The organism is Micromonospora vulcania (assembly GCF_042658605.1).
GTDB classification, from domain to species: Bacteria; Actinomycetota; Actinomycetes; order Mycobacteriales; family Micromonosporaceae; genus Micromonospora; species Micromonospora vulcania.
The window spans coordinates 272,990-291,412 of record NZ_JBHSQS010000001.1; the positions used below are offsets into that span (position 1 = coordinate 272,990).

At 71.7% G+C, this 18,423-nt stretch carries 19 protein-coding genes; 12 read left to right on the top strand and 7 right to left on the bottom strand.

Translation table 11 applies throughout. The features are described from left to right. Nucleotides 1-76: 76 nt before the first annotated feature. Genes ACFQGL_RS01365 through ACFQGL_RS01375 form a run of 3 tightly spaced genes read right to left on the bottom strand, consistent with a single transcriptional unit; the run spans nucleotide 77 to nucleotide 2,120 of the window. Complete coding sequence (locus tag ACFQGL_RS01365) at nucleotides 77-385, bottom strand: cupin domain-containing protein (protein ID WP_266246239.1); 309 nt, start codon at nucleotides 383-385, stop codon at nucleotides 77-79. Continuing rightward, nucleotides 382-1,332: an LLM class F420-dependent oxidoreductase gene (locus ACFQGL_RS01370; protein ID WP_377504111.1), complete on the bottom strand. Its 951-nt coding sequence runs from the start codon at nucleotides 1,330-1,332 to the stop codon at nucleotides 382-384. The genes ACFQGL_RS01365 and ACFQGL_RS01370 overlap by 4 nt, the downstream gene beginning before the upstream one ends. Nucleotides 1,333-1,334: 2 nt before the next feature. After that, nucleotides 1,335-2,120, bottom strand: a complete 786-nt coding sequence (locus ACFQGL_RS01375) for an ABC transporter ATP-binding protein (RefSeq protein WP_377504113.1) — start codon at nucleotides 2,118-2,120, stop codon at nucleotides 1,335-1,337. A 270-nt stretch (nucleotides 2,121-2,390) separates the two neighbouring features. Here ACFQGL_RS01375 and ACFQGL_RS01380 point away from each other — a divergent pair, with 270 nt between their 5' ends. Together ACFQGL_RS01380 and ACFQGL_RS01385 are read left to right on the top strand one after the other, a co-directional pair. Then, a complete protein-coding gene (locus ACFQGL_RS01380; protein WP_377504115.1) occupies nucleotides 2,391-3,419 on the top strand; it encodes an ABC transporter substrate-binding protein in 1,029 nt (342 codons plus the stop codon). Between the two features lie 101 nt (nucleotides 3,420-3,520). Next, the gene (locus tag ACFQGL_RS01385) at nucleotides 3,521-4,378 is read left to right on the top strand and encodes an ABC transporter permease (RefSeq protein ID WP_377504117.1); all 858 of its coding nucleotides are present in this window, start codon (nucleotides 3,521-3,523) and stop codon (nucleotides 4,376-4,378) included. 42 nt (nucleotides 4,379-4,420) lie between these two features. Here ACFQGL_RS01385 and ACFQGL_RS01390 read toward each other — a convergent pair whose 3' ends face one another. After that, the gene (locus ACFQGL_RS01390) at nucleotides 4,421-5,602 is read right to left on the bottom strand and encodes an ABC transporter substrate-binding protein (protein ID WP_377504119.1); all 1,182 of its coding nucleotides are present in this window, start codon (nucleotides 5,600-5,602) and stop codon (nucleotides 4,421-4,423) included. 444 nt (nucleotides 5,603-6,046) lie between these two features. Here ACFQGL_RS01390 and ACFQGL_RS01395 point away from each other — a divergent pair, with 444 nt between their 5' ends. The 4 genes from ACFQGL_RS01395 to ACFQGL_RS01410 all read left to right on the top strand — a co-directional run bounded on the left by ACFQGL_RS01395 (nucleotide 6,047) and on the right by ACFQGL_RS01410 (nucleotide 10,644). Beyond that, nucleotides 6,047-9,181, top strand: a complete 3,135-nt coding sequence (locus ACFQGL_RS01395) for a sensor histidine kinase (protein ID WP_377504121.1) — start codon at nucleotides 6,047-6,049, stop codon at nucleotides 9,179-9,181. Next, a complete protein-coding gene (locus tag ACFQGL_RS01400) occupies nucleotides 9,178-9,585 on the top strand; it encodes a roadblock/LC7 domain-containing protein (RefSeq protein ID WP_007465177.1) in 408 nt (135 codons plus the stop codon). The genes ACFQGL_RS01395 and ACFQGL_RS01400 overlap by 4 nt, the downstream gene beginning before the upstream one ends. Nucleotides 9,586-9,674: 89 nt before the next feature. Continuing rightward, entirely contained in the window at nucleotides 9,675-10,040 is a 366-nt protein-coding gene (locus ACFQGL_RS01405; protein ID WP_377504123.1) for a DUF742 domain-containing protein, read from the top strand. After that, complete coding sequence (locus tag ACFQGL_RS01410) at nucleotides 10,021-10,644, top strand: GTP-binding protein (protein WP_377504125.1); 624 nt, start codon at nucleotides 10,021-10,023, stop codon at nucleotides 10,642-10,644. Before ACFQGL_RS01405 ends, ACFQGL_RS01410 begins: the two co-directional genes overlap by 20 nt. Nucleotides 10,645-10,685: 41 nt before the next feature. Here the strand turns inward: ACFQGL_RS01410 and ACFQGL_RS01415 are convergent, their stop codons facing one another. Further along, nucleotides 10,686-11,774 carry a uroporphyrinogen-III synthase gene (locus ACFQGL_RS01415; protein WP_377504127.1) on the bottom strand — a complete coding sequence of 363 codons (1,089 nt, stop codon included), beginning with the start codon at nucleotides 11,772-11,774 and terminating at the stop codon, nucleotides 10,686-10,688. A 349-nt stretch (nucleotides 11,775-12,123) separates the two neighbouring features. Between ACFQGL_RS01415 and ACFQGL_RS01420 the strand changes: the two genes are divergently transcribed. From ACFQGL_RS01420 to glmM, 6 genes are all read left to right on the top strand, one after another. Further along, a complete protein-coding gene (locus ACFQGL_RS01420; protein WP_377504129.1) occupies nucleotides 12,124-12,849 on the top strand; it encodes a class I SAM-dependent methyltransferase in 726 nt (241 codons plus the stop codon). Nucleotides 12,850-12,948: 99 nt separating this feature from the next. Continuing rightward, the gene (locus ACFQGL_RS01425; protein ID WP_377504131.1) at nucleotides 12,949-13,206 is read left to right on the top strand and encodes a DUF6364 family protein; all 258 of its coding nucleotides are present in this window, start codon (nucleotides 12,949-12,951) and stop codon (nucleotides 13,204-13,206) included. Continuing rightward, nucleotides 13,196-13,489 carry a hypothetical protein gene (locus ACFQGL_RS01430; protein ID WP_074314529.1) on the top strand — a complete coding sequence of 98 codons (294 nt, stop codon included), beginning with the start codon at nucleotides 13,196-13,198 and terminating at the stop codon, nucleotides 13,487-13,489. The genes ACFQGL_RS01425 and ACFQGL_RS01430 overlap by 11 nt, the downstream gene beginning before the upstream one ends. A 199-nt stretch (nucleotides 13,490-13,688) precedes the next feature. Further along, on the top strand, nucleotides 13,689-14,132 hold the full coding sequence (rplM, locus tag ACFQGL_RS01435) for a 50S ribosomal protein L13 (RefSeq protein ID WP_007465158.1): 444 nt from the start codon (nucleotides 13,689-13,691) through the stop codon (nucleotides 14,130-14,132). Between the two features lie 20 nt (nucleotides 14,133-14,152). Then, the gene (gene rpsI, locus ACFQGL_RS01440; protein WP_110563055.1) at nucleotides 14,153-14,620 is read left to right on the top strand and encodes a 30S ribosomal protein S9; all 468 of its coding nucleotides are present in this window, start codon (nucleotides 14,153-14,155) and stop codon (nucleotides 14,618-14,620) included. Between the two features lie 117 nt (nucleotides 14,621-14,737). Next, nucleotides 14,738-16,096, top strand: a complete 1,359-nt coding sequence (glmM, locus tag ACFQGL_RS01445) for a phosphoglucosamine mutase (RefSeq protein ID WP_377504134.1) — start codon at nucleotides 14,738-14,740, stop codon at nucleotides 16,094-16,096. A gap of 82 nt (nucleotides 16,097-16,178) precedes the next feature. Here glmM and ACFQGL_RS01450 read toward each other — a convergent pair whose 3' ends face one another. After that, on the bottom strand, nucleotides 16,179-17,423 hold the full coding sequence (locus tag ACFQGL_RS01450; RefSeq protein WP_377504136.1) for a pyridoxal phosphate-dependent aminotransferase: 1,245 nt from the start codon (nucleotides 17,421-17,423) through the stop codon (nucleotides 16,179-16,181). 39 nt (nucleotides 17,424-17,462) lie between these two features. Next, nucleotides 17,463-18,101 carry an MmpS family transport accessory protein gene (locus tag ACFQGL_RS01455; protein WP_377504138.1) on the bottom strand — a complete coding sequence of 213 codons (639 nt, stop codon included), beginning with the start codon at nucleotides 18,099-18,101 and terminating at the stop codon, nucleotides 17,463-17,465. Nucleotides 18,102-18,423: the final 322 nt, after the last annotated feature.

Genomic DNA, 18,423 nt, shown 5'->3' on the forward strand with positions numbered 1-18,423 from the left:
CGGGCACGTTACGCACCCGGTACACCCGATCGCCACCGGCGCGCCGCGCGGCGTGGCGGGCGGTCCTCCGGCGCGTCTACTTGAGTTCGACCAGTCTGGCCAGGTAGGTCGTGTCTCCGACATTGGTGAGCATGTGTACGGCGCCCGGGTCCCGGTAGACCACTCCACCGGTGGGCTCGTCGGCGTCGATCCGGGTCCCGTCGATCGTCTGTACGACGTTCTTCGCGCCCTGGATGGCCACCACCAGGTAGGGGTGGTCGTGCCGGTGCAGTGGCTGCCGCTCACCCGGCTCGAGCCGGATGTGCCAGACCCGGACCCGGTCGTTCTCGTACACGATCTCCTGGCCCACCGGCCCGAGTTCGGTTCCGTCGATCACGTCGGTCATCGTTTCCCGTCCAGTTGTGGGAGGACCTCGGAGGCGATCAGCTCGAGGTGGTCGAGGTCGGCGAAGTCGATCAGGCGTAGGTGCACCCGGGTGGCGCCGACGGCGGCGAACTCGCCGATCCGCTGCACGAGCTGCGCGGGCGAACCGACCACCGGGTCCTCCGGCGGCAGGGCGCTCTTCTCGTGCAGAGGTGCGGCCCGCCGGTGTGCCTCCGCGTCGGTCCGGCCGATGGCGACCACGATCCCGGCGGAGAGCACCAGCGGTGCCCGCCCGGACTCGGTACGGCCGGCGCGGTCGGACGCCTCGCGTACCCGGTCGTACGCCCCGGCGGTCTCGGCCACGGACTTGAACGGCATGTTGAACTCGTCGGCGTACCGGGCGGCCAGCTCCGGGGTGCGCTTGGGACCGCGCCCGCCCACGATGATCGGAGGCCCGGGCACCTGCACCGGCTTGGGCAGGGCCGGTGCGTCCACCAGCCGGTAGTGGTCGCCGGTGAAGCTGTACGTCTCGCCCGGTGGCGTCCGCCACAGCCCGGTGATCACCTCAAGCTGCTCGGCCAGCCGGTCGAAGCGCTCGCCGACAGCCGGGAACGGGATGCCGTACGAGGTGTGCTCGCGCTCGTACCAGCCGGCGCCGATGCCCAGCTCGACCCGGCCGCCGCTCATCTGATCAACCTGCGCGACCATCACCGCCAGCGGACCGGGCAGCCGGAAGGTGGCCGACGTCACAAGCGTGCCGAGCCGGATCCGTTCGGTCTCCCGGGCCAGCGCGGCGAGGGTCAGCCAGGCGTCGGTGGGGCCGGGCAGGCCCGGCTCGGTGCCCATCGACTGGTAGTGGTCGGCCCGCAGGAAGCCCTCGAAGCCACCCGCCTCGACCAGCCGGGCGAAGCGCAGCTGGTCGTCGTAGCTGGCGCCCCGGTGCGGCTCGGTGAAGACCGACACCCGCATGTTCATCGTCCTTCCGCGCCGGCCGTCGCCGGCTGGTCGCGTTCCATCAAGAGTTCGTGCAGATCGGCACTGACCTGGGCGACGTCGGCGAGGTGGGCGTTGCGGCCCAGGGTGCGGGGCCGCGGGATGTTGACCTCGACCACCTTGCGGATCCGGCCGGGACGGGGGCTCAGCACGACCACCCGGTCGGCGAGCAGCACCGCCTCGTCGATCGAGTGGGTGACGAAGACGATGCTCGGCCTGTTCTCCATGTGCACCCGCTGGAGTTCGCCGGAGAGCTCCTCGCGGGTGAGCGCGTCCAGTGCGGAGAACGGCTCGTCCATCAACATCACCCGGGGCTCGCCGATCAGCGACCGGCACAGCGAAACCCGCTGCTGCATGCCGCCGGACAGCTCGTGCGGCAGCCGCTTCTCGAAGCCGGACAGCCCGGCCACGTCGAGCAGCTGCCGGGCCCGCTCGCGGTACTTGGCCCGGCTCCAGCCGAAGATCTCCACCGGAAGCAGGACGTTGTCCAGCACGGTGCGCCAGGGCAGCAGCGCCGGCTTCTGGAACAGCATGGCGATGTCCCGGCGGGGCCGGGTGATCGGCGTACCGGCCACGGTGATCTCGCCAGAGGTCAGCGGGAGCAGCCCGGCGATCAGCCGCAGCAGGGTGGACTTGCCGCAACCGGAGCGGCCGAGCACGGCGACGAACTCGCCCTCGGCAACGTCGAGGTCGATGCCGCGCAGCGCTTCGACCTGGCCGGACCGGCCTTCGAAGGTGCGGGACACCCCGGACAGTCGGATCATCTCCGGCGGACCTCCGCTGAGTGGACGGTCAGGAATCCGACAAAGGCTAGCCGGCGAGTCTGCCTATCGCACCGTCCGGGGTGGTCGTCAGGTTGTTTCCGTTCCGCAACCCGATACGCCTGGCGTCGCAAAGGTGGGTTTCTCGTACGCTGTGCCCGCGAAGAGTCCCCCTATGACGGTGGTGCCCGGCTTCAACCCCCCTGCCGGGCCCGCCACGACAACCCCCTCCGGTGGCCTGCCGGCCCCGGTCGGAAAGGACATGGTGCACTGATGAGAAGGCTGACCCGTACGGTCGCTACGGCCGCGCTGGCCACCGCCCTCGCCCTCGTCTCCGCCTGCAGCAGCGGGTCGGATTCGTCCGACGCCAAGGGCGGCGACGGCAAGGCGCTGGAGAAGGTGACCTACCTCACCTCCTTCGGCGCGTTCGGCCGCGACTCCTACGCCTACGTGGCGAAGGAGAAGGGCTACTTCAAGGACGCTGGCTTCGAGGTCGAGATCAAGCCCGGCCAGGGCACCGGCGGTGTGATCCAGACCGTCGTCGGCGGGCAGGCCGACTTCGGCCCGATCGACCTCACCGGCGGGCTGCTCCAGATGGGCAACGGCCAGGCGAAGGACTTCGTCGCGGTGGCCGCGATCCAGCAGCGCACGATGGCTGGCATCGCCACCGTCGAGGGCAAGAACATCGCCTCCCCGAAGGACCTGGAGGGCAAGAAGCTCGCCGACACCCCCGGGTCCGTGGTCCGCAACCTGTTCCCGACGTACGCCCGGCTCGCCGGCGTGGACGCCAGCAAGGTGACCTGGGTCAACGGCGAGGCGCAGACCCTGATCGGCACGCTGGCCTCCGGCTCGGTGGACGGCATCGGTCAGTTCGTCGTCGGTCAGCCGACGATCGAGGCGGTGGCCAAGAAGAAGGCCGTCATGCTGCCGTACAGCAACGTGATGCAGGACCTCTACGGCAACGTGCTGATCACCTCCGCCAAGATCGCCAAGGAGAAGCCCGAGATGGTGAAGCGGTTCACCGCGGCGCTGCTCAAGGGCCTGGAGTACAGCCTGGCGAACCCGAAGGAGGCCGCCGACCTGCTGAAGAAGAACGTCGACGCCACCGTGGTGGCGTCCGCCGCCGCCGAGCTGGAGCTGATGGCCGCGTACGTCCGCTCCGGCAACTCCGGCACCGCGATCGGCACGCTGGACAGTGGCCGGGTCGCGAAGAGCATCGCGATCCTGCAGGGCGCCGGCGCGCTCAAGCAGAACATCACCCCCGAGCAGATCATCGACTTCAGCCTCGCGCCGAAGGCCTGATCGTCCGGTCGCCACCAGGGGGTACGTTTCGCCGGTCTCCGGTGGGGCGTACCCCCGTCGCTCGTCGGCCCCCGGGGCCGTCGGATATCGAGGAGGACAAGATGACCGACGTCCGGTCAGCGGAGCCGGCGGCGGCGGTGGCCCCACCCACGGGCTCCGGCTCCAGGGCGGGACGGACGGGTCGGGGCGCCGGCCTGCGCGCCGGGGCCGGGGCGGCGCTGCTGCCCGCCGGCGGCCTCCTGGTCGCCCTGGCGGCGTGGTGGCTGGTCGCCTGGCTGGAGCTGATCCCGCCGGCCGCCCTGCCCCCGCCGGGGGGCGTGCTCGCGGCGTTCGTCGACAAGCCCGCCCGGATGCTGGAGCACACCTGGGCGACCCTGCTGGAGATCCTGATCGGCTTCGCCCTGTCGACGGCCGCCGGTGTCCTGATCGGACTCTCCCTGGCCAGCTCCCGAGCGGTGGAGCGGATGTTCACCCCGTTGCTGGTCGCCATCAACGCGGTGCCGAAGATCACGCTGGGCCCGCTGCTGGTCGTGGCGATGGGCTGGGGTCAGAAGCCGATCCTGACCATGGTGTTCCTGCTCTGCTTCTTTCCGATCGTGCTGTCCACCGCGACCGGACTGACCACGACGCCGGCCGACCTGGCCGAGCTGGTCCGTTCCTGGAACGCCTCCCGCTGGCAGGCGTTCCGCAAGGTGCGTTTCCCGGCCGCGCTGCCGCAGATCTTCGTGGGACTCAAGGTGGCCATGCCACTGGCGGCGATCGGTGCCGTGATCGGTGAGTTCCAGGCCGGTGAGGAGGGCCTGGGTTACGTCATCCTCCAGTACGCCGGCGTCGGCGACTACGCCACCGCCTGGGCGGCGATCCTGCTGGTGGCGCTGGTGAGCATCCTGCTCTACTCGACGCTGGTGCTCCTTGAGCGGATCGCCCTGCCCTGGGTGCGGGAGACCACCAGCCGCTGATTGGTGTGTGGCCCGCCGTGCCCGGCGGGCCACACCGTCCCACTAACCCGCCAGCCGCCACCGGCCGTTGCGCGCGACCAGGGTGGTGAGCGCCTGTGGCATCAGACCCGAGTGGTTGTCCGGAGTCATCCGGATCGGGCCGGAGAGGCCGTCCATCTGGGACGTCTCCAGCACGTCCCGGATGCCGACGCGGTTGACCTTCCCCTCGGCGCCACCGGCACGCAGCTCGGCATCCGCGATCAGCTGGACCGCGTCCGCGGCGAACGACGAGGACCCGTTGTACCCGCCGAAGCGTGCGGTGTAGTCCTGGAACCACTGCCGGCGAGCCGCCTTGGCGGGCGTGGTGGCGATCACGTCGTCGATCACCATCGTCTGGGTGAAGATCAGCGTGGCCCGCTCGGTGGCCCGGGCCGCCGAGCCGAGGAAGAGATCGCCGGCCGCACCCGCGTCGAAGAACAGCGAACCCCGGAAGGTCGCCTGCTGGGCGGCGGTGGCGGCCAGCGCCGCCTGCTCCGGCGGGGTCCAGACGACCAGCGCGTCCGGCTTGCTCAGGGCGAGTCGTCGGACCTGCTGCCCGACCTCGGTGTCGGTGGTCTTCACCGACTCCTCGCGGGGCAACTTGATGCTGGCCTTGTCCAGTTCGCGGCGGAGCGCCGCCGCGCCCTCCCTGCCATAGTCGTCATCGCTGTGCAGCAGGCCCACCTTGCGGATGTTCCTGCGACGCAGTTCGGTGGTGAGCGCAGCCGCGCTGTCCGCGGCGTTCGGGCCGAGCTTGAACACGTAGCGCCGTTCCGCGACCGGGTTCGCGATCGCACCGGAAGCGGCGAGCGCAATGGTCGGAATCCGCTTCTCGTTGATGCTCCCGACCGCGCCGACCGCGCATTCGTTGCAACCACCCATGACGATGGCGCTGACCCGGGAATCGCTGCTGAAGTCGGCGATGTTGCGCAGTGACTCGGCCGCGTCGGAACGGTTGTCCTTCACGTCGAGTTTAATCTTCCGGCCGTTCAGTGCTCCGGAGGAGTTCAACTGGTCCCTCTTGAGTTCCAGCGCGCGCTGGTATGCCCGCCCGAGGGGGGCGGCGGCGCCGGAGAGTTCGAGGTCGGCGGCGATCACGATCGGACTCGTGTCCTGCTCCGCCCCGCCGAACTGGCAGCCGGTGAGCGTGGTGGCCACTACGGCCGATGCGAGCGCCGCGATGGTCGCGGAGCGGATGGGGCTCAACTCAGTCCTCCAGGTGCGGGCGCGGGCGCTGCCCGGTCACCGCCGCTAATCCGTCCTCAGTGGAGGACGGGATCTCCTCTGCCGTACGGTGTGCGCGAAGCCTGCAAAACCTTGCCAATGGCTGGCGCTGTGGTCAAGCGCGGACCCCCGGCGCATTTTCGGGACGGCCATCCCACATGCTGGGGTAACGCAATGTTTGCAAAAGCTCACTTTGCATACACGCGTGACCACTCTGGAGTTACATGCCCTGATCAGGGGCTTGCGGAAATGAAGGTATCAGTTGACCGGAACACGGGATGCGTGCCGTCCGACCGTTTCCTACCTCACTGCGGCTTCCCAAACAGGATCTTCTCTGATGAAATCGCGGCCGTGCCGCGCGTGGTCCCCTCCGCTCTCGGCACGGTTTGGCGGGTCAGGTGGGGAAGAAACGACGGAGGCGATGTCGTGAGCACCGGACCGACGACCCTGCCCGCGCACGGTGACAGTGCTCGGCGTACACGTCGAGGACTGCCGAGACTCCGCGACGCCCGGATCCGGTCCAAGCTGGCGCTGATCCTGGTCGTCCCGGTGGCGGCGGTGATCGCACTCGCGACGGTCCGACTGATCTCGGTGGGCGAGGGAGCCTTCGACGCCACCAGGGCGCGATCGCTCACCGCGCTCTCGATCGACGTCAGCGCGTTGACGCAGGACCTCCATTCCGAGCGGATGGTGGCGGCGGCCTACCTTGCCAATCCGCAGCAGCCGGCCGACGCGTACAACCTGCGGGTCCGTCAGACGCAGCAGCGGGTGGACGCGTACCGCGCCGAGCGGGGCCGCATCGGCGAGGTGCCGGCGGCGCTGCGGGACCGGCTGGCGGCCATCGACGACCACCTGGCCACCCTGGACGGCACCCGCCAGAAGGTGCTCGACCGCCGGCAGATGGCGGTCGCCGAGGCGGTGCTGCGCTACGGCGTCATCCTCACCGACCTGGTCTCCTACGGCGACGGGCTGGCCCAGCTGCCCGGCGACGAGAGCCTGTCGGACAGCCGCCGGGCGGTCGCCGCGTTCGCCCGGGCGAAGGCCGCCGTCGCCGAGGAGGAGGCGGTCGCCTTCACCGCGCTGTCCGCCGGCCAGCTCGACTCGGAGCAGTTCTCCTCCTTCGTGGCGACGCTGACCAGCCAGCAGGAGGCGCTGGTCTCCTTCTCGCTCGCCGCCGACCCGACCCAGCGGGCCCTGGTCGACAGCACCGTCTCCGGTGACGCCGTCGGCCTGGCCGACCGGGTGGCCACCGACATCACCCGCGCGGTCGGGCAGCGCCCGCTGGTCACCGCGCAGGACGCCATCGCCGCCATCGGCGCGGTCAACGACCTGATGCGGTGGGCCGAGAGTCAGCTGCAGAACCGGCTGCTGGAGCAGGCCGACCAGGCGCGCGCGGACGTCGTCCGGCAGGCCGTGGTCGAGTCGGTGCTGGTGCTGCTGACCCTGATCATCGCCGTCTCGCTGGCCGTGGTGCTGGCCCGCTCGCTCAACCACTCGCTGCGCCGACTGCGCGAGGGCGCCCTCTCGGTGGCCAACCACGACCTGCCCGACGCCGTGCAGCGGCTGCAGAACATGGGCAGCGTGGGCGACGGCGGGGTGGACGAGATCGTCCGGCAGGTTCGGGACCCGATCCAGCTCAACAGCCGCGACGAGGTCGGCCAGGTGGCGTTGGCCTTCAACGTCGTACACCGGGAGGCGGTACGCGTCGCGGCCGAGCAGGCCGCGTTGCGTACGAGCGTCTCGGCGATGTTCCTCAACCTGGCCCGCCGTAGTCAGACCCTGGTCGACCGGATGATCGGCGAGCTGGACGCGATCGAGCGCGGCGAGGAGGACCCGAAGCGGCTGGCTCAGCTCTTCGAGCTGGACCACCTGGCCACCCGAATGCGCCGCAACGACGAGAACCTGCTGGTCCTGGCCGGCGCCGACTCCGCCGCACCGCGTCACGACGACGCGCTGGTGGTGGACGTGCTGCGGGCCGCCCAGTCCGAGGTGGAGCTCTACAACCGCATCGAGTTCGGCACGGTGGACACCGACATCTCGGTGGCCGCGCACGCGGTCAACGACGTGGTACGGCTCGTCGCCGAGCTGCTCGACAACGCCACCCGGTTCTCGCCGCCGAACACGATCGTGGTCGCCGACGGCCGCCGGATCCGCGACTACGTGCTGATCCAGATCGAGGACCGCGGGCTCGGCCTCAGCGATGAGCAGCTCGACTCGCTCAACCGGCGGCTCGCTGCGCCGCCCAGCGTGGACGTCGCCGCGTTCCGCCTGATGGGTCTCGCCGTGGTGAGCCGGCTCGCCTCCCGCTACGGCGTCCGGGTCGAGTTGCGTCGCAACGTGGAAGGCGGCACCGTCGCCCAGGTGACCCTGCCCGCCGCCACCGTGGTGCTGCCCAGCAACCGGGGCCGCGAGCAGGTCCTCACCCGGCCGCGCCAGCCGATGGCGGTCGAGCAGGCGCCGCTCACCCCGGCCGGCCACGCCGAGCCGTTCGCGGGTGCCGCCACCTCGGCGGCGACGCTGCCCGACCAGTGGCGGACCAGCACACCGGCACCGGCCGCGTGGCAGTCCCCACTGGACGCCCGGGACACCACCTCGGCCGTGCAGGCCGGAGGCTTGACCGGCGCACGTTCGCCGGCGCCGTCCGCCCCGGCGCCGTCCGCCCCGGTTGCGCCGGCACGGCCGACGTACGGCAATGGCGGTGCGTCGGTGGGCAGCCCGACCGTGGCCTACCCGACCGTCGACCCGCTGCCCCACCGCGATTCGTCGACGGACGCCCCCGACGGCCGGAGCGCTCAGGTGCTGCCCGTCGGGCCGGTCGCCGGCCTCGGTTCGGTCCCGCCGCCGCCGCCGCCGCCGCCGCCGGCGCCGGCCACGCCGGTCACCAGCAGGCCCGAGTTCCCCGCCGAGGCTCCGATCTTCCGGGAGATGGAGGCGGTCTGGTTCCGGTCGCACGGCGACGACGCCACCGCGATCTTCACCCGGCCGCAGTTCGACTCGCCGCCTCCGGCGGCCAGCGCAGGTTCGGCCGACACCGGCCTGCGCCGCGGCAACACCGGCACCTCGGCCACCGCATCCGTGCCGGCACCGGCACCGGCCCGACCGCCGCTGCCCACCCGTACCCCGGGAAGTTCCAGCTCCGATGGCATCGGAACGTCGGGCACCGGCGGCACCGGCGGGTTCGGTGCGGCGACGCCGACCCCGCCGCCGTACAGCCCGTCGCCGGCGGCCCGGACGGCGCCGGCCGCGCCCGCCGCACCGAGCGCGCCCAGCGCGCCGCCGGTGGACCCGGGAGCATGGCGGACGGCTGCCGACGAGGGCTGGTCCCGGGCCAGCCGGGCGGCCGAGCCGGCCGCCGCCGGTACGACCCGCTCGGGCCTGCCCAAGCGGACGCCACAGGCGCAGCTCGTGCCGGGTGGTATCGAACCGAAGGGTGGCCGGGACCGTAGCCGGCGCACCCCCGATGAAGTACGCGGCCTGTTGTCGGCCTACCACCGCGGCGTGCAGCGCGGCCGGTCGGCCGGGACGGACCTGAACAGCACCTCGACCAAGGAGAGCCGATGAACAGGCCAGCTGCCATGCAGGACATGGGTTGGCTGCTCACCAACTTCGCCGACAGCGTGGCGGGTATCGCCCACGTGGTGGCGGTGTCCGCCGACGGGCTGCTGCTCGCCTCCTCCCGGGATCTGCCCGGGGACCGGGCGGACCAGCTCGCCGCGATCACCTCTGGCGTGGTGAGCCTGACCGAGGGCGCGGCCCGGATGTTCAGCGCGGGCGGGGTGTTGCAGACCGTCATCGAGATGGACAGCGGCTACCTCTTCCTCATGTCGATCAGCGACGGCTCGTCGATGGCTGTGCTGGCCGCGCGCAGCTGCGACGTGGGTCAGGTGGGCTACGAGATGGCGCTGTTGGTCGAGCGGGTGGGTGCCGCGCTGGTGCCGCTGCCGCGCGACGCGGTGCGCTCGTAGCAAGCAGACACGGCGCGTCAACCGCGCGCCGGACCTGGGACGGGAGGCGGCGTGTACCGGCTCCGCAGGGGACGAGGAGGTGATCGGGGATGGACAAGCGACGCGCTGACCCGCGCGGCGCTCTGGTGCGTCCGTACGCGGTCACCCGTGGTCGTACCGAGCCCCGGCAGGACATCGCCCTCGAGGCCGTCCTCACGTCCTCTCCCACCCAGGTCGCCGAGTCCCGCTTCGCCGGGCACGACAAGCACCGAATCGCCACGGTCTGCGAGGGCCGTGCACAGTCGCTGGCGGAGATCGCCGCGTACACCCGGATGCCGCTCGGCGTCGCCCGGGTACTGGTCGCCGACATGGTGGCCGAGAGCCTGCTGACGTTACACACTGCTGCTCCCGCCGAGGGGTTCGAGGAGCGGATGGAACTGCTTGGAAGGGTGCTAAGTGGACTTCGCAGGCTATGACCCCGCTGGGGGGCGGCAGAGCCGCGGAATCGTCTCGGCGAAGATCGTCGTCGCGGGCGGCTTTGGCGTCGGCAAGACGACCCTGGTCGGGTCGATCTCCGAGATCACACCGCTGACGACGGAGGCGGTGATGACCGCGGCCGGCGTCGGCATCGACGACCCGTCGAAGGTGCCGGGCAAGGAGACCACCACGGTCGCCATGGACTTCGGCCGTATCACCATGGCCCAGGACCTGATCCTGTACCTCTTCGGCACACCCGGCCAGACCCGGTTCTGGTTCATGTGGGACGAGATCATCCGGGGTGCGGTGGGTGCCGCCGTACTGGTGGACACCCGCCGGATCACCGACGCGTTCGCCCCGCTGGACTACTTCGAGAACCGCAACCTGCCGTACGTGGTGGCGCTGAACCGGTTCGACGGCGCTCCCCAGTACGAGCTGGAGGAGGTTCGCGAGGCCCTGGCCATCTCGCCGCAGGTGCCGCTCGTGATGACCGACGCCCGGCATCGGGAATCGGTCAAGCAGGTGCTGGTGACGGTGGTCGAGCACGCCATGCTCCGGCTCCAGGCCGAGCACGGTCGGGGCTTCCCCACGCCGGTCGGCTGAGCTGGCGCGGCCGGTCGGCACACGCCGGCCGGCCGCGGCCGTCAGTCGACCCGGAGCCGGTAGCCGCGCTTGACCACGGTCTGCACCACGCGGGGAGCGCGCAGGCCGGCCCGGAGTCGGGCCACCGCCATCTCCACCGCGTGCTCGTCCGCGCCCCGGGGCAGGGTCCGCAGCAGGACGGTACGGGACAGCACCCGGCCGGGTGCCTGGGCCAGCGCCCGCAGCACCGCCATCGGGGCGGGCGCAAGAGGGCGTAGCTCGCCGTCGATCACCGCGGCGTGCCCGCGCAGGGTGAGCAGGTGCCCGCCGGCCTTGAACGTCGTCGTCCGCCGGGGTAGCTCGTCGACGATGGTCCGCACCAGCGCGCCCAACCGGGCGCGACTGGGCGCGGCGACCGGCACCCCGCGTCGCAGCAGCGGCTCGGCGGTGACCGCGCCGACGCAGCTCGCCAGCACGTCACCGCGGAATGCGGACAGCACCGCGTCGGTACGGTCGCCGGCAGCGACCAGCAGCGCATCGACCGCCGGTGCCGAGGTGAACGTCACCGCGTCCACCAGCCGTCCGGCGATCAGGTCGACCAGCCGGTGCAGCGGCGCCGGATCGGTGGGCGGGGCCCAGCGGTAGACCGGCACCTCGATCACCGTGGCGCCGGCCGCCTCCAGCGCGAGCGTGCACTCCGGTTGGCGCTCGCCGTGCAGCTGCATGGCGATCACCTGCCCGGCCACTCCACGGCGGCGCAGGTGGTCGACCACCTCGTCGCAGCTCTCCGAGATCGGCGACCACTGGTCGTGCAGCCCGGCGGCCCGGATCGCGCCGCGTGCCTTGGGGCCCCGGGCCACCACGTACGAGCCGGCCAGCACCGAGCGCAGCGGCTCGGCCAGACCCCAACCCTCGGCGGCCTCCAGCCACCCGCGCATGCCGATGCCGGTGTTGGCCATCAGGATGTCCGGTGGCCGGTTCAGACAGGCGCGGGTCGCCTCGCGCAGCTCGGTGTCGTCGGACAGGGGCACGATCCGCAGTGCCGGGGCGAGCACGACCCGGGCTCCCCGCCGTTCGAGCAGGGCGGCCAACTCGTCGCGCCGCCGGTCGGCGGTCACCCCGATGGTGAAGCCGGCCAGTTCCTCCCGCATCAGCCCTCCCGGTGCAGCAGGACGCCGCACTGGAACGCGCGGTACGGGCAGTGCGCCGCCGTCTTCCGGGGCGACCGCCCCGGTCGAGTCGCCGACCGTGCACCGTCTGTCATGTCGGGAAAGCGTGCCGCTGGGCGGTTTCCGGCCCGGGTCCCGTCTGTTTCGGTCCTGTCAAGTGCGCCTCACAGCGGGTCGAGCCCCGGGTCCGGCCCAACGGTGACGCCGGTCGACCTGCCGTACGTCCGTCGGCACGCTGGGCGTTCGTGTCCCAGCGTGCGGTCGGCGGTATCGCTACCGTCGCTCTCCTGCTTAGGATATGGGACAACAATCTCATTACATGGGAGGCCCAATGAGTGTGGCGGACGCCTTCGACGCGGTGGCCGGCAGCTACGACGAGGCCCGCCGACGGCTGGTGCCCTGCTTCGACGCCTTCTACGGCGCCGCCGTGCAGGTAGCCGCGCCGCCGCTGCGCGCCGCACTGGCTGCCGGGCGTACCCCGGAGGTGCTGGATCTGGGCGCCGGCACCGGCCTGCTCTCGCTGCTGCTCGCCGCCGTGGTGCCGCAGGCCCGGCTGACCCTGGTGGACGCCGCGCCGGGGATGCTCGCCCGCGCCGCCGACCACCTGCGCGCCCGGTCCGTGCCGCACCGTACGGTCCGTGCCGATCTGGCCGACCCGCTGCCCGCTGGCCGCTACGACGCGGTGGTGAGCGCGCTGGCGATCCACCACCTGGACGACGCCGGCAAGCGGGCGCTCTACCGGCGAGCCGCCGCCGCGCTGGCACCCGGCGGTGTGTTCGTCAACGCCGAGCAGGTGGCCGGCCCGACCCCGGCCCTCGACCGACGCTACGACGAGGTGTGGACCACGCGGATCACCGAGCTGGGCTCGGACCCCGAGGAGATCGCCGCCGCGCGGGAGCGGATGCGGTACGACCGGCCGGCGACCGTCGCCGACCAGTGCCGGTGGCTCGTCGAGGCCGGCCTGGTCGACGTCGACTGCTTCTTCAAGGAGTGGCGCTTCGCGGTGTTCGGCGGCCGGCTGGCCGGGCCGGACGGCGGCGGGCGCACGCCTCGGTGACGGTGACCGCCACGTGGCGGAATGTACGTTTCGACGCCGGTGGGGGAGCGGCGAGCGCGCGGATGACTGGCGGTCATACCGATGGGTAGTCTCAGCGGCATGACTGCCAAGGTGACCCTTTCGTTCACGGACGAGACGATCGAGGAGGCCCGGCGGTTCGCCAAGCGCGAAGGGCTGTCGCTCTCCGCGTGGATGGACCAGGCCGCCAAGGAGAAGGCGCTGCGCGAGGTGTTCACCGCGCACGCCGCCGCCGTCGGTCGCGCCGGCCTGGATCTGGAGTCCGCCGCCCTCGCCGACGCCCGCGAGGTGGGCATGGTCGACGACCTGCTCTTCCGCGGACGGCCGCGTGCTGCGTAGGGGTGAGGTCTGGCGCATCGAGGGCGCTCGGGAACGCCTCGGCCTGGTGATCAGCTCGGACGTCTACAACTCCACCGACGTACCCATCGTGATCGTGGTGGAGGTGGTCGAGGAGTCCCTGCTGCGGGACTCCCCGCTCGCCGTGTCGATGGGCCGGTACGTGGTGATGCCCGATCGGCTCTCCTCGCCGATGAAGAAGTGGTTCACCGACTGTGTGGATGTCGCCGACACCGATACGATGCTCCGGGTCGGTCGCGCGCTGCGCATTCTTCAGCAGCTCTGACCGACGACGGTTGATCGCGGGTCCCGTACCCCCGCTTTGACCTGCCGATGGGGCGCCGGGTATCGTTGCCTGCTGTTGTGCGACATCCAGAGGCGTGCCCCATCAGGTACGCTTGGTCGTTCGTGCGCGCTGGTCCGGCCTGCAAGATCTGGTCACCTCGGCGCGCGACCCCAGACCGACGACGAGACAAGGTAGACCTGTGCGTACGTACAGCCCGAAGCCGGGTGAGATCGAGCGTCAGTGGCACGTCATCGACGCCTCTGATGTCGTGCTGGGCCGCCTGGCCACCCACGCCGCCACGTTGCTGCGTGGTAAGCACAAGCCGACTTTCGCGCCGCACGTCGACACGGGCGACTTTGTCGTCATCGTGAACGCGGGCAAGGTTGCGCTGACCGGCAACAAGCGCCAGACCAAGGTTGCTTACCGCCACTCCGGTTACCCGGGTGGTCTGAAGCAGGTCGGCTACGACGAGCTGCTGACCAAGCGCCCCGAGCGGGCCATCGAGCTGGCTGTGAAGGGGATGCTCCCGCACAACAAGCTCGGCCGTCAGCTGATCAAGAAGCTGAAGGTCTACGCCGGTGCCGAGCACCCGCACCTCGCGCAGCAGCCGGTGCCGTTCGAGATCAAGCAGATCGCGCAGTGAGCGCGGGCGAAGGAAGCAGCATGACCGACATCACCACCGAGACCGAGGTTGCCCCCGAGGCCACCGAGGCGCCGGCGCCCGTCGCCCGCGCGCCGCGTGGTGACCGCCCGATCCAGACCGTGGGTCGGCGCAAGGAGGCCATCGTCCGGGTCCGCATCGTTCCGGGCACCGGCAAGATCACCTGCAACGGCCGCGACCTCGAGGCCTACTTCCCGAGCAAGGTGCACCAGCAGCTGATCAAGGACCCGCTGGTCACCGCCGAGAAGCCCGAGGCGTTCGACGTCATCGCCAACCTGCGTGGCGGCGGCACCACCGGCCAGGCCGGTGCGCTGCGGCTGGCCATCGCCCGTGCGCTGATCGTCAACGAGCCGGACGACCGTCCGGCCCTCAAGAAGGCCGGCTTCCTCACCCGGGACGCCCGGGTCAAGGAGAGCAAGAAGTACGGCCTCAAGAAGGCCCGTAAGGCTCCCCAGTACTCGAAGCGCTGATCTTCACCAGCGCGTTGTACTTCTGACGGACGGCCGGTCCGCCTCCCCTCGACCGGGGAGGTGGGCCGGCCGTTCCGCTTTCTCCTCATCGGTAGTGCTCATCGGAGGTTGGCGGGTATGGGTCGGTTGTTCGGCACGGACGGCGTACGCGGGCGGGCGAACGCGGATCTCACCCCCGAATTGGCGCTCGCGCTCGCCGTGGCCGCCGCGCACACTCTCGCCGAGACGGACCGCAGCCATCCGCCGCTCGCCGTGGTCGGCCGGGACACCCGTGCCAGCGGCGAGATGCTGGAGGCCGCCGTGGTGGCCGGGCTGACCAGTGCCGGGGCCAACGTGGTGCGGGTCGGCGTGCTGCCCACCCCGGCGGTGGCGTTCCTCACCGCCGAGGCGAAGGCCGACCTCGGGGTCGTGCTCTCCGCGTCGCACAACCCGATGCCGGACAACGGGATCAAGCTCTTCGCCGCCGGTGGGCACAAGCTCCCCGACGAGATCGAGATGCAGATCGAGGCCGCCGTCGAGGCGAACGCCACCACCGCCTGGGAGCGCCCGATCGGCGCCGGCATCGGCCGGGTCCACGACCTGCTCGACGGTGCCGACCACTACGTCCAGCACCTGGTCGGTGCCCTGCCGCACCGGCTCGACGGGATCAAGGTCGTGGTCGACTGCGCCAACGGCGCAGCCGCCGAGGTCGGCCCGGTCGCCTACCGGGAGGCCGGCGCGGAGGTCATCGCGATCCACGCCGAGCCGGACGGCCTGAACATCAACGACGACTGCGGTTCCAATCACATCGAGGCGCTGCGCGCCGCCGTTGTCGAGCACGGCGCCCACCTGGGCATCGCCCACGACGGCGACGCCGACCGCATCGTGGCGGTCACCGCCGAGGGCGACGAGGTCGACGGCGACCAGGTGATGGCGATCCTCGCGCTGGCCATGCGGGATGCCGGCACGCTCACCAAGGACACCCTGGTGGCCACCGTGATGAGCAACCTCGGTCTGCGGCTGGCCATGTCCGCGCAGGGCATCCGGCTCATCGAGACCAAGGTCGGCGACCGGTACGTGCTGGAGGAGCTGCGCGCCTCCGGGCTGGCGCTCGGCGGCGAGCAGAGCGGCCACATCGTCATGCCCGCGCACGCCACCACCGGCGACGGGGTACTCACCGGCCTGCACCTGATGGCCCGGATGGCGGCCACCGGCCGGTCCCTGGCCGACCTGGCCTCGGTGGTCACCAAGCTGCCGCAGGTGCTGATCAACGTGCCGGTCGGCGACCGTACCGTCGGTGCCGCCGCCCCGGCCGTACGCGCCGAGGTCGAGCGGGCCGAGGCCGAGCTGGGCGAGACCGGCCGCGTGCTGCTGCGCCCGTCGGGTACCGAGCCGCTGGTCCGGGTGATGGTCGAGGCGGCCACCGAGCAGACCGCCCGCGAGGTCGCCGAGCGCATCGCCGAGCTGGTCCGCACCGCCAGCCCCACCAAACCCTAACCCCGCCCCACGCCCGCGCCCCGCGCCCGCGCCCCGCGCCCGTGCGCCCCGTCGATCTAGGGCAAATCGTCGTCAGTGGATCTCAAATCGCGACGATTTTCCCTAGATCGGCGCGGGGATCCGGGGTCGGCGCGGGTGTTCCGGCGAGGCGGCGCAGCCGGGTGACCGCCTCGGTCAGCACCTCGGGGCGCTTGCAGAAGGCGAACCGGACCAGCCGGCGACCGGCCTCGGCGTCGTCGTAGAAGACCTGGGTCGGCACCGCCACCACACCGCAGCGCTCCGGCAGCGAGCGGCAGAACTCCACGCCGTCGCGGCCGCCGAGGGCGGTGACGTCGGCGGTGACGAAGTACGTCCCCTCCGGCACCAGCACCTCGAACCCCGCGTCGGTGAGGCCGCTGACGAGCTGGTCACGTTGCCGTTGGAGCCCGTCCCGGAAACCGGCGTAGTAGTCGTCCGGGAGGGCCAGCGCCACGGCGACCGCCGGTTGCAGCGGGGCGGCGTTGACGAAGGTGAGGAACTGCTTCACCCGCAGCACCGCCGAGACCAGCGCCGCCGGGCCACTCACCCAGCCGACCTTCCAGCCGGTGCAGGAGAACGTCTTGCCGGCCGACGAGATGCGCAGCGTCCGCTCCCACATCCCGGGCAGGGTGGCCAGCGGTACGTGCGGGCTGCCCGCGTCGGTGAAGACCAGGTGTTCGTACACCTCGTCGGTGACCGCGTACGCGCCGTGCTCCTGGCACAGCTCGGCGATCAGCGTCAGCTCGGCGGGGGTGAATACCTTGCCGGTCGGGTTGTGCGGTGAGTTGAGCAGCACCAGCCGGGTACGCGGCCCGAACGCCGCCCGCAGCGCGGCGGGGTCGAAGGCGTACCGGCCGTCCGCGGCGGGGCGCAGGGTTACCGGCCGCCGGACCGCACCGGCCAGGGCGATCGAGGCGGCGTACGAGTCGTAGTACGGCTCGAAGCAGATCACCTCGTCGCCCGGCTCGCAGAGGCCGAGGATGCTGGCGGCGACCGCCTCGGTGGCACCCGCGGTGATCACGATCTCGCCGTCCGGGTCGTACGCGAGGTCGTGGAACCGGCGCTGGTGAGCCGCGACCGCCGCGCGCAGGGCGGGTGTCCCCGGCCCGGGCGGGTATTGGTTCTGCCCGCCGCGCAGCGCCTCGGCGGCGGCGGCCAGCATCTCCGGCGGACCGTCGGTGTCCGGGAAGCCCTGGCCGAGGTTGACCGCGCCGGTCCGGATGGCGAGCGCGGACATCTCGGCGAAGATCGTCGTGCCGAACGGCCGCATCCGGGCCACCAGCGGATCGGCATCGGTGCTCGTCGTCACCTGCGTCAGCCTACGGCCACTCCCGGCCGAACCCCAGCCTCAGGTGACCTCGCAGGTGGTCATCCAGTAGCCCCGGCTCTTGTCGATCGACGGCCTGCCGGTGCCGGTGACCGTGATGGCGCAGTCGAGGGGACCGGTGTATTCGAGTTCCGGCCAGGTGGCTTCCACCATGACCCGACTCTTGCCGTTGGTCCGGATGGTGGTGCGCCACGGCAGTGTCGCGTTGTCGACGTGCATGAGGTCGCTCTCGGCGTCGTAGTACGCGATGTCCGCCTGGCCCTGCCCGGTGACCTCGTACACCACCGTGACCGGAGCCGGCCCCGAGGTTGGGCGGGTGATCGGCTTCTTGCTGGGCGTGGGCAAGGACGAGGGTGTCGGTGCGGCGGACTCGATGCTGGGCCCGGGCCAGCCTCCGTCGTCGCCCTGGGGGTCGTCCTCGTACGGCTCCATGGGGCTCGTCTCCGAGGTAAACCAGGCGAACAGGAGAGGTGCCCCGCAGAGGCCGCCGCAGAGCAGGAGGGTGAGCACCGCGACGACCGCCACGACGATGCCGACCACCTTGCCGGTGGACGGGCCGCCACCCACCGGCGGATTTCCGGGGACGACGTAGGGCGGGGGATAGCCAGGCGGCGACCAGCCGGTGGGGTGCGGGCCCGCTGCGGCCGGCGGGGACGTCATCCACGGGGGCGGTGGTGCCCACGCCTGGCCCGGGGCCAGCGGCTCGGGTGTCGGCAGGGGGTCGGGCGGGGCCCAGGAGTACGCCGCCGTCGGGTCCGACGATGCCGGGCTCGGTGCCGTCGGATCGGGCGACGAGGCCCCGCCGGAGGAAGGCTCCGGGGACGGCGACGGCGACGGGGACTGCGACTGCGACGGCGACTGCGACGGCGACTGCGACGGGTCGGGCGGGGAAACGTCGGACATGGCTGCTCCGGACGGGAGAGATGGGACGGGGCCGTGCAGCGGGACCTGCCGCTTCCGCCGAGAGAGTCCCGTACCCGGG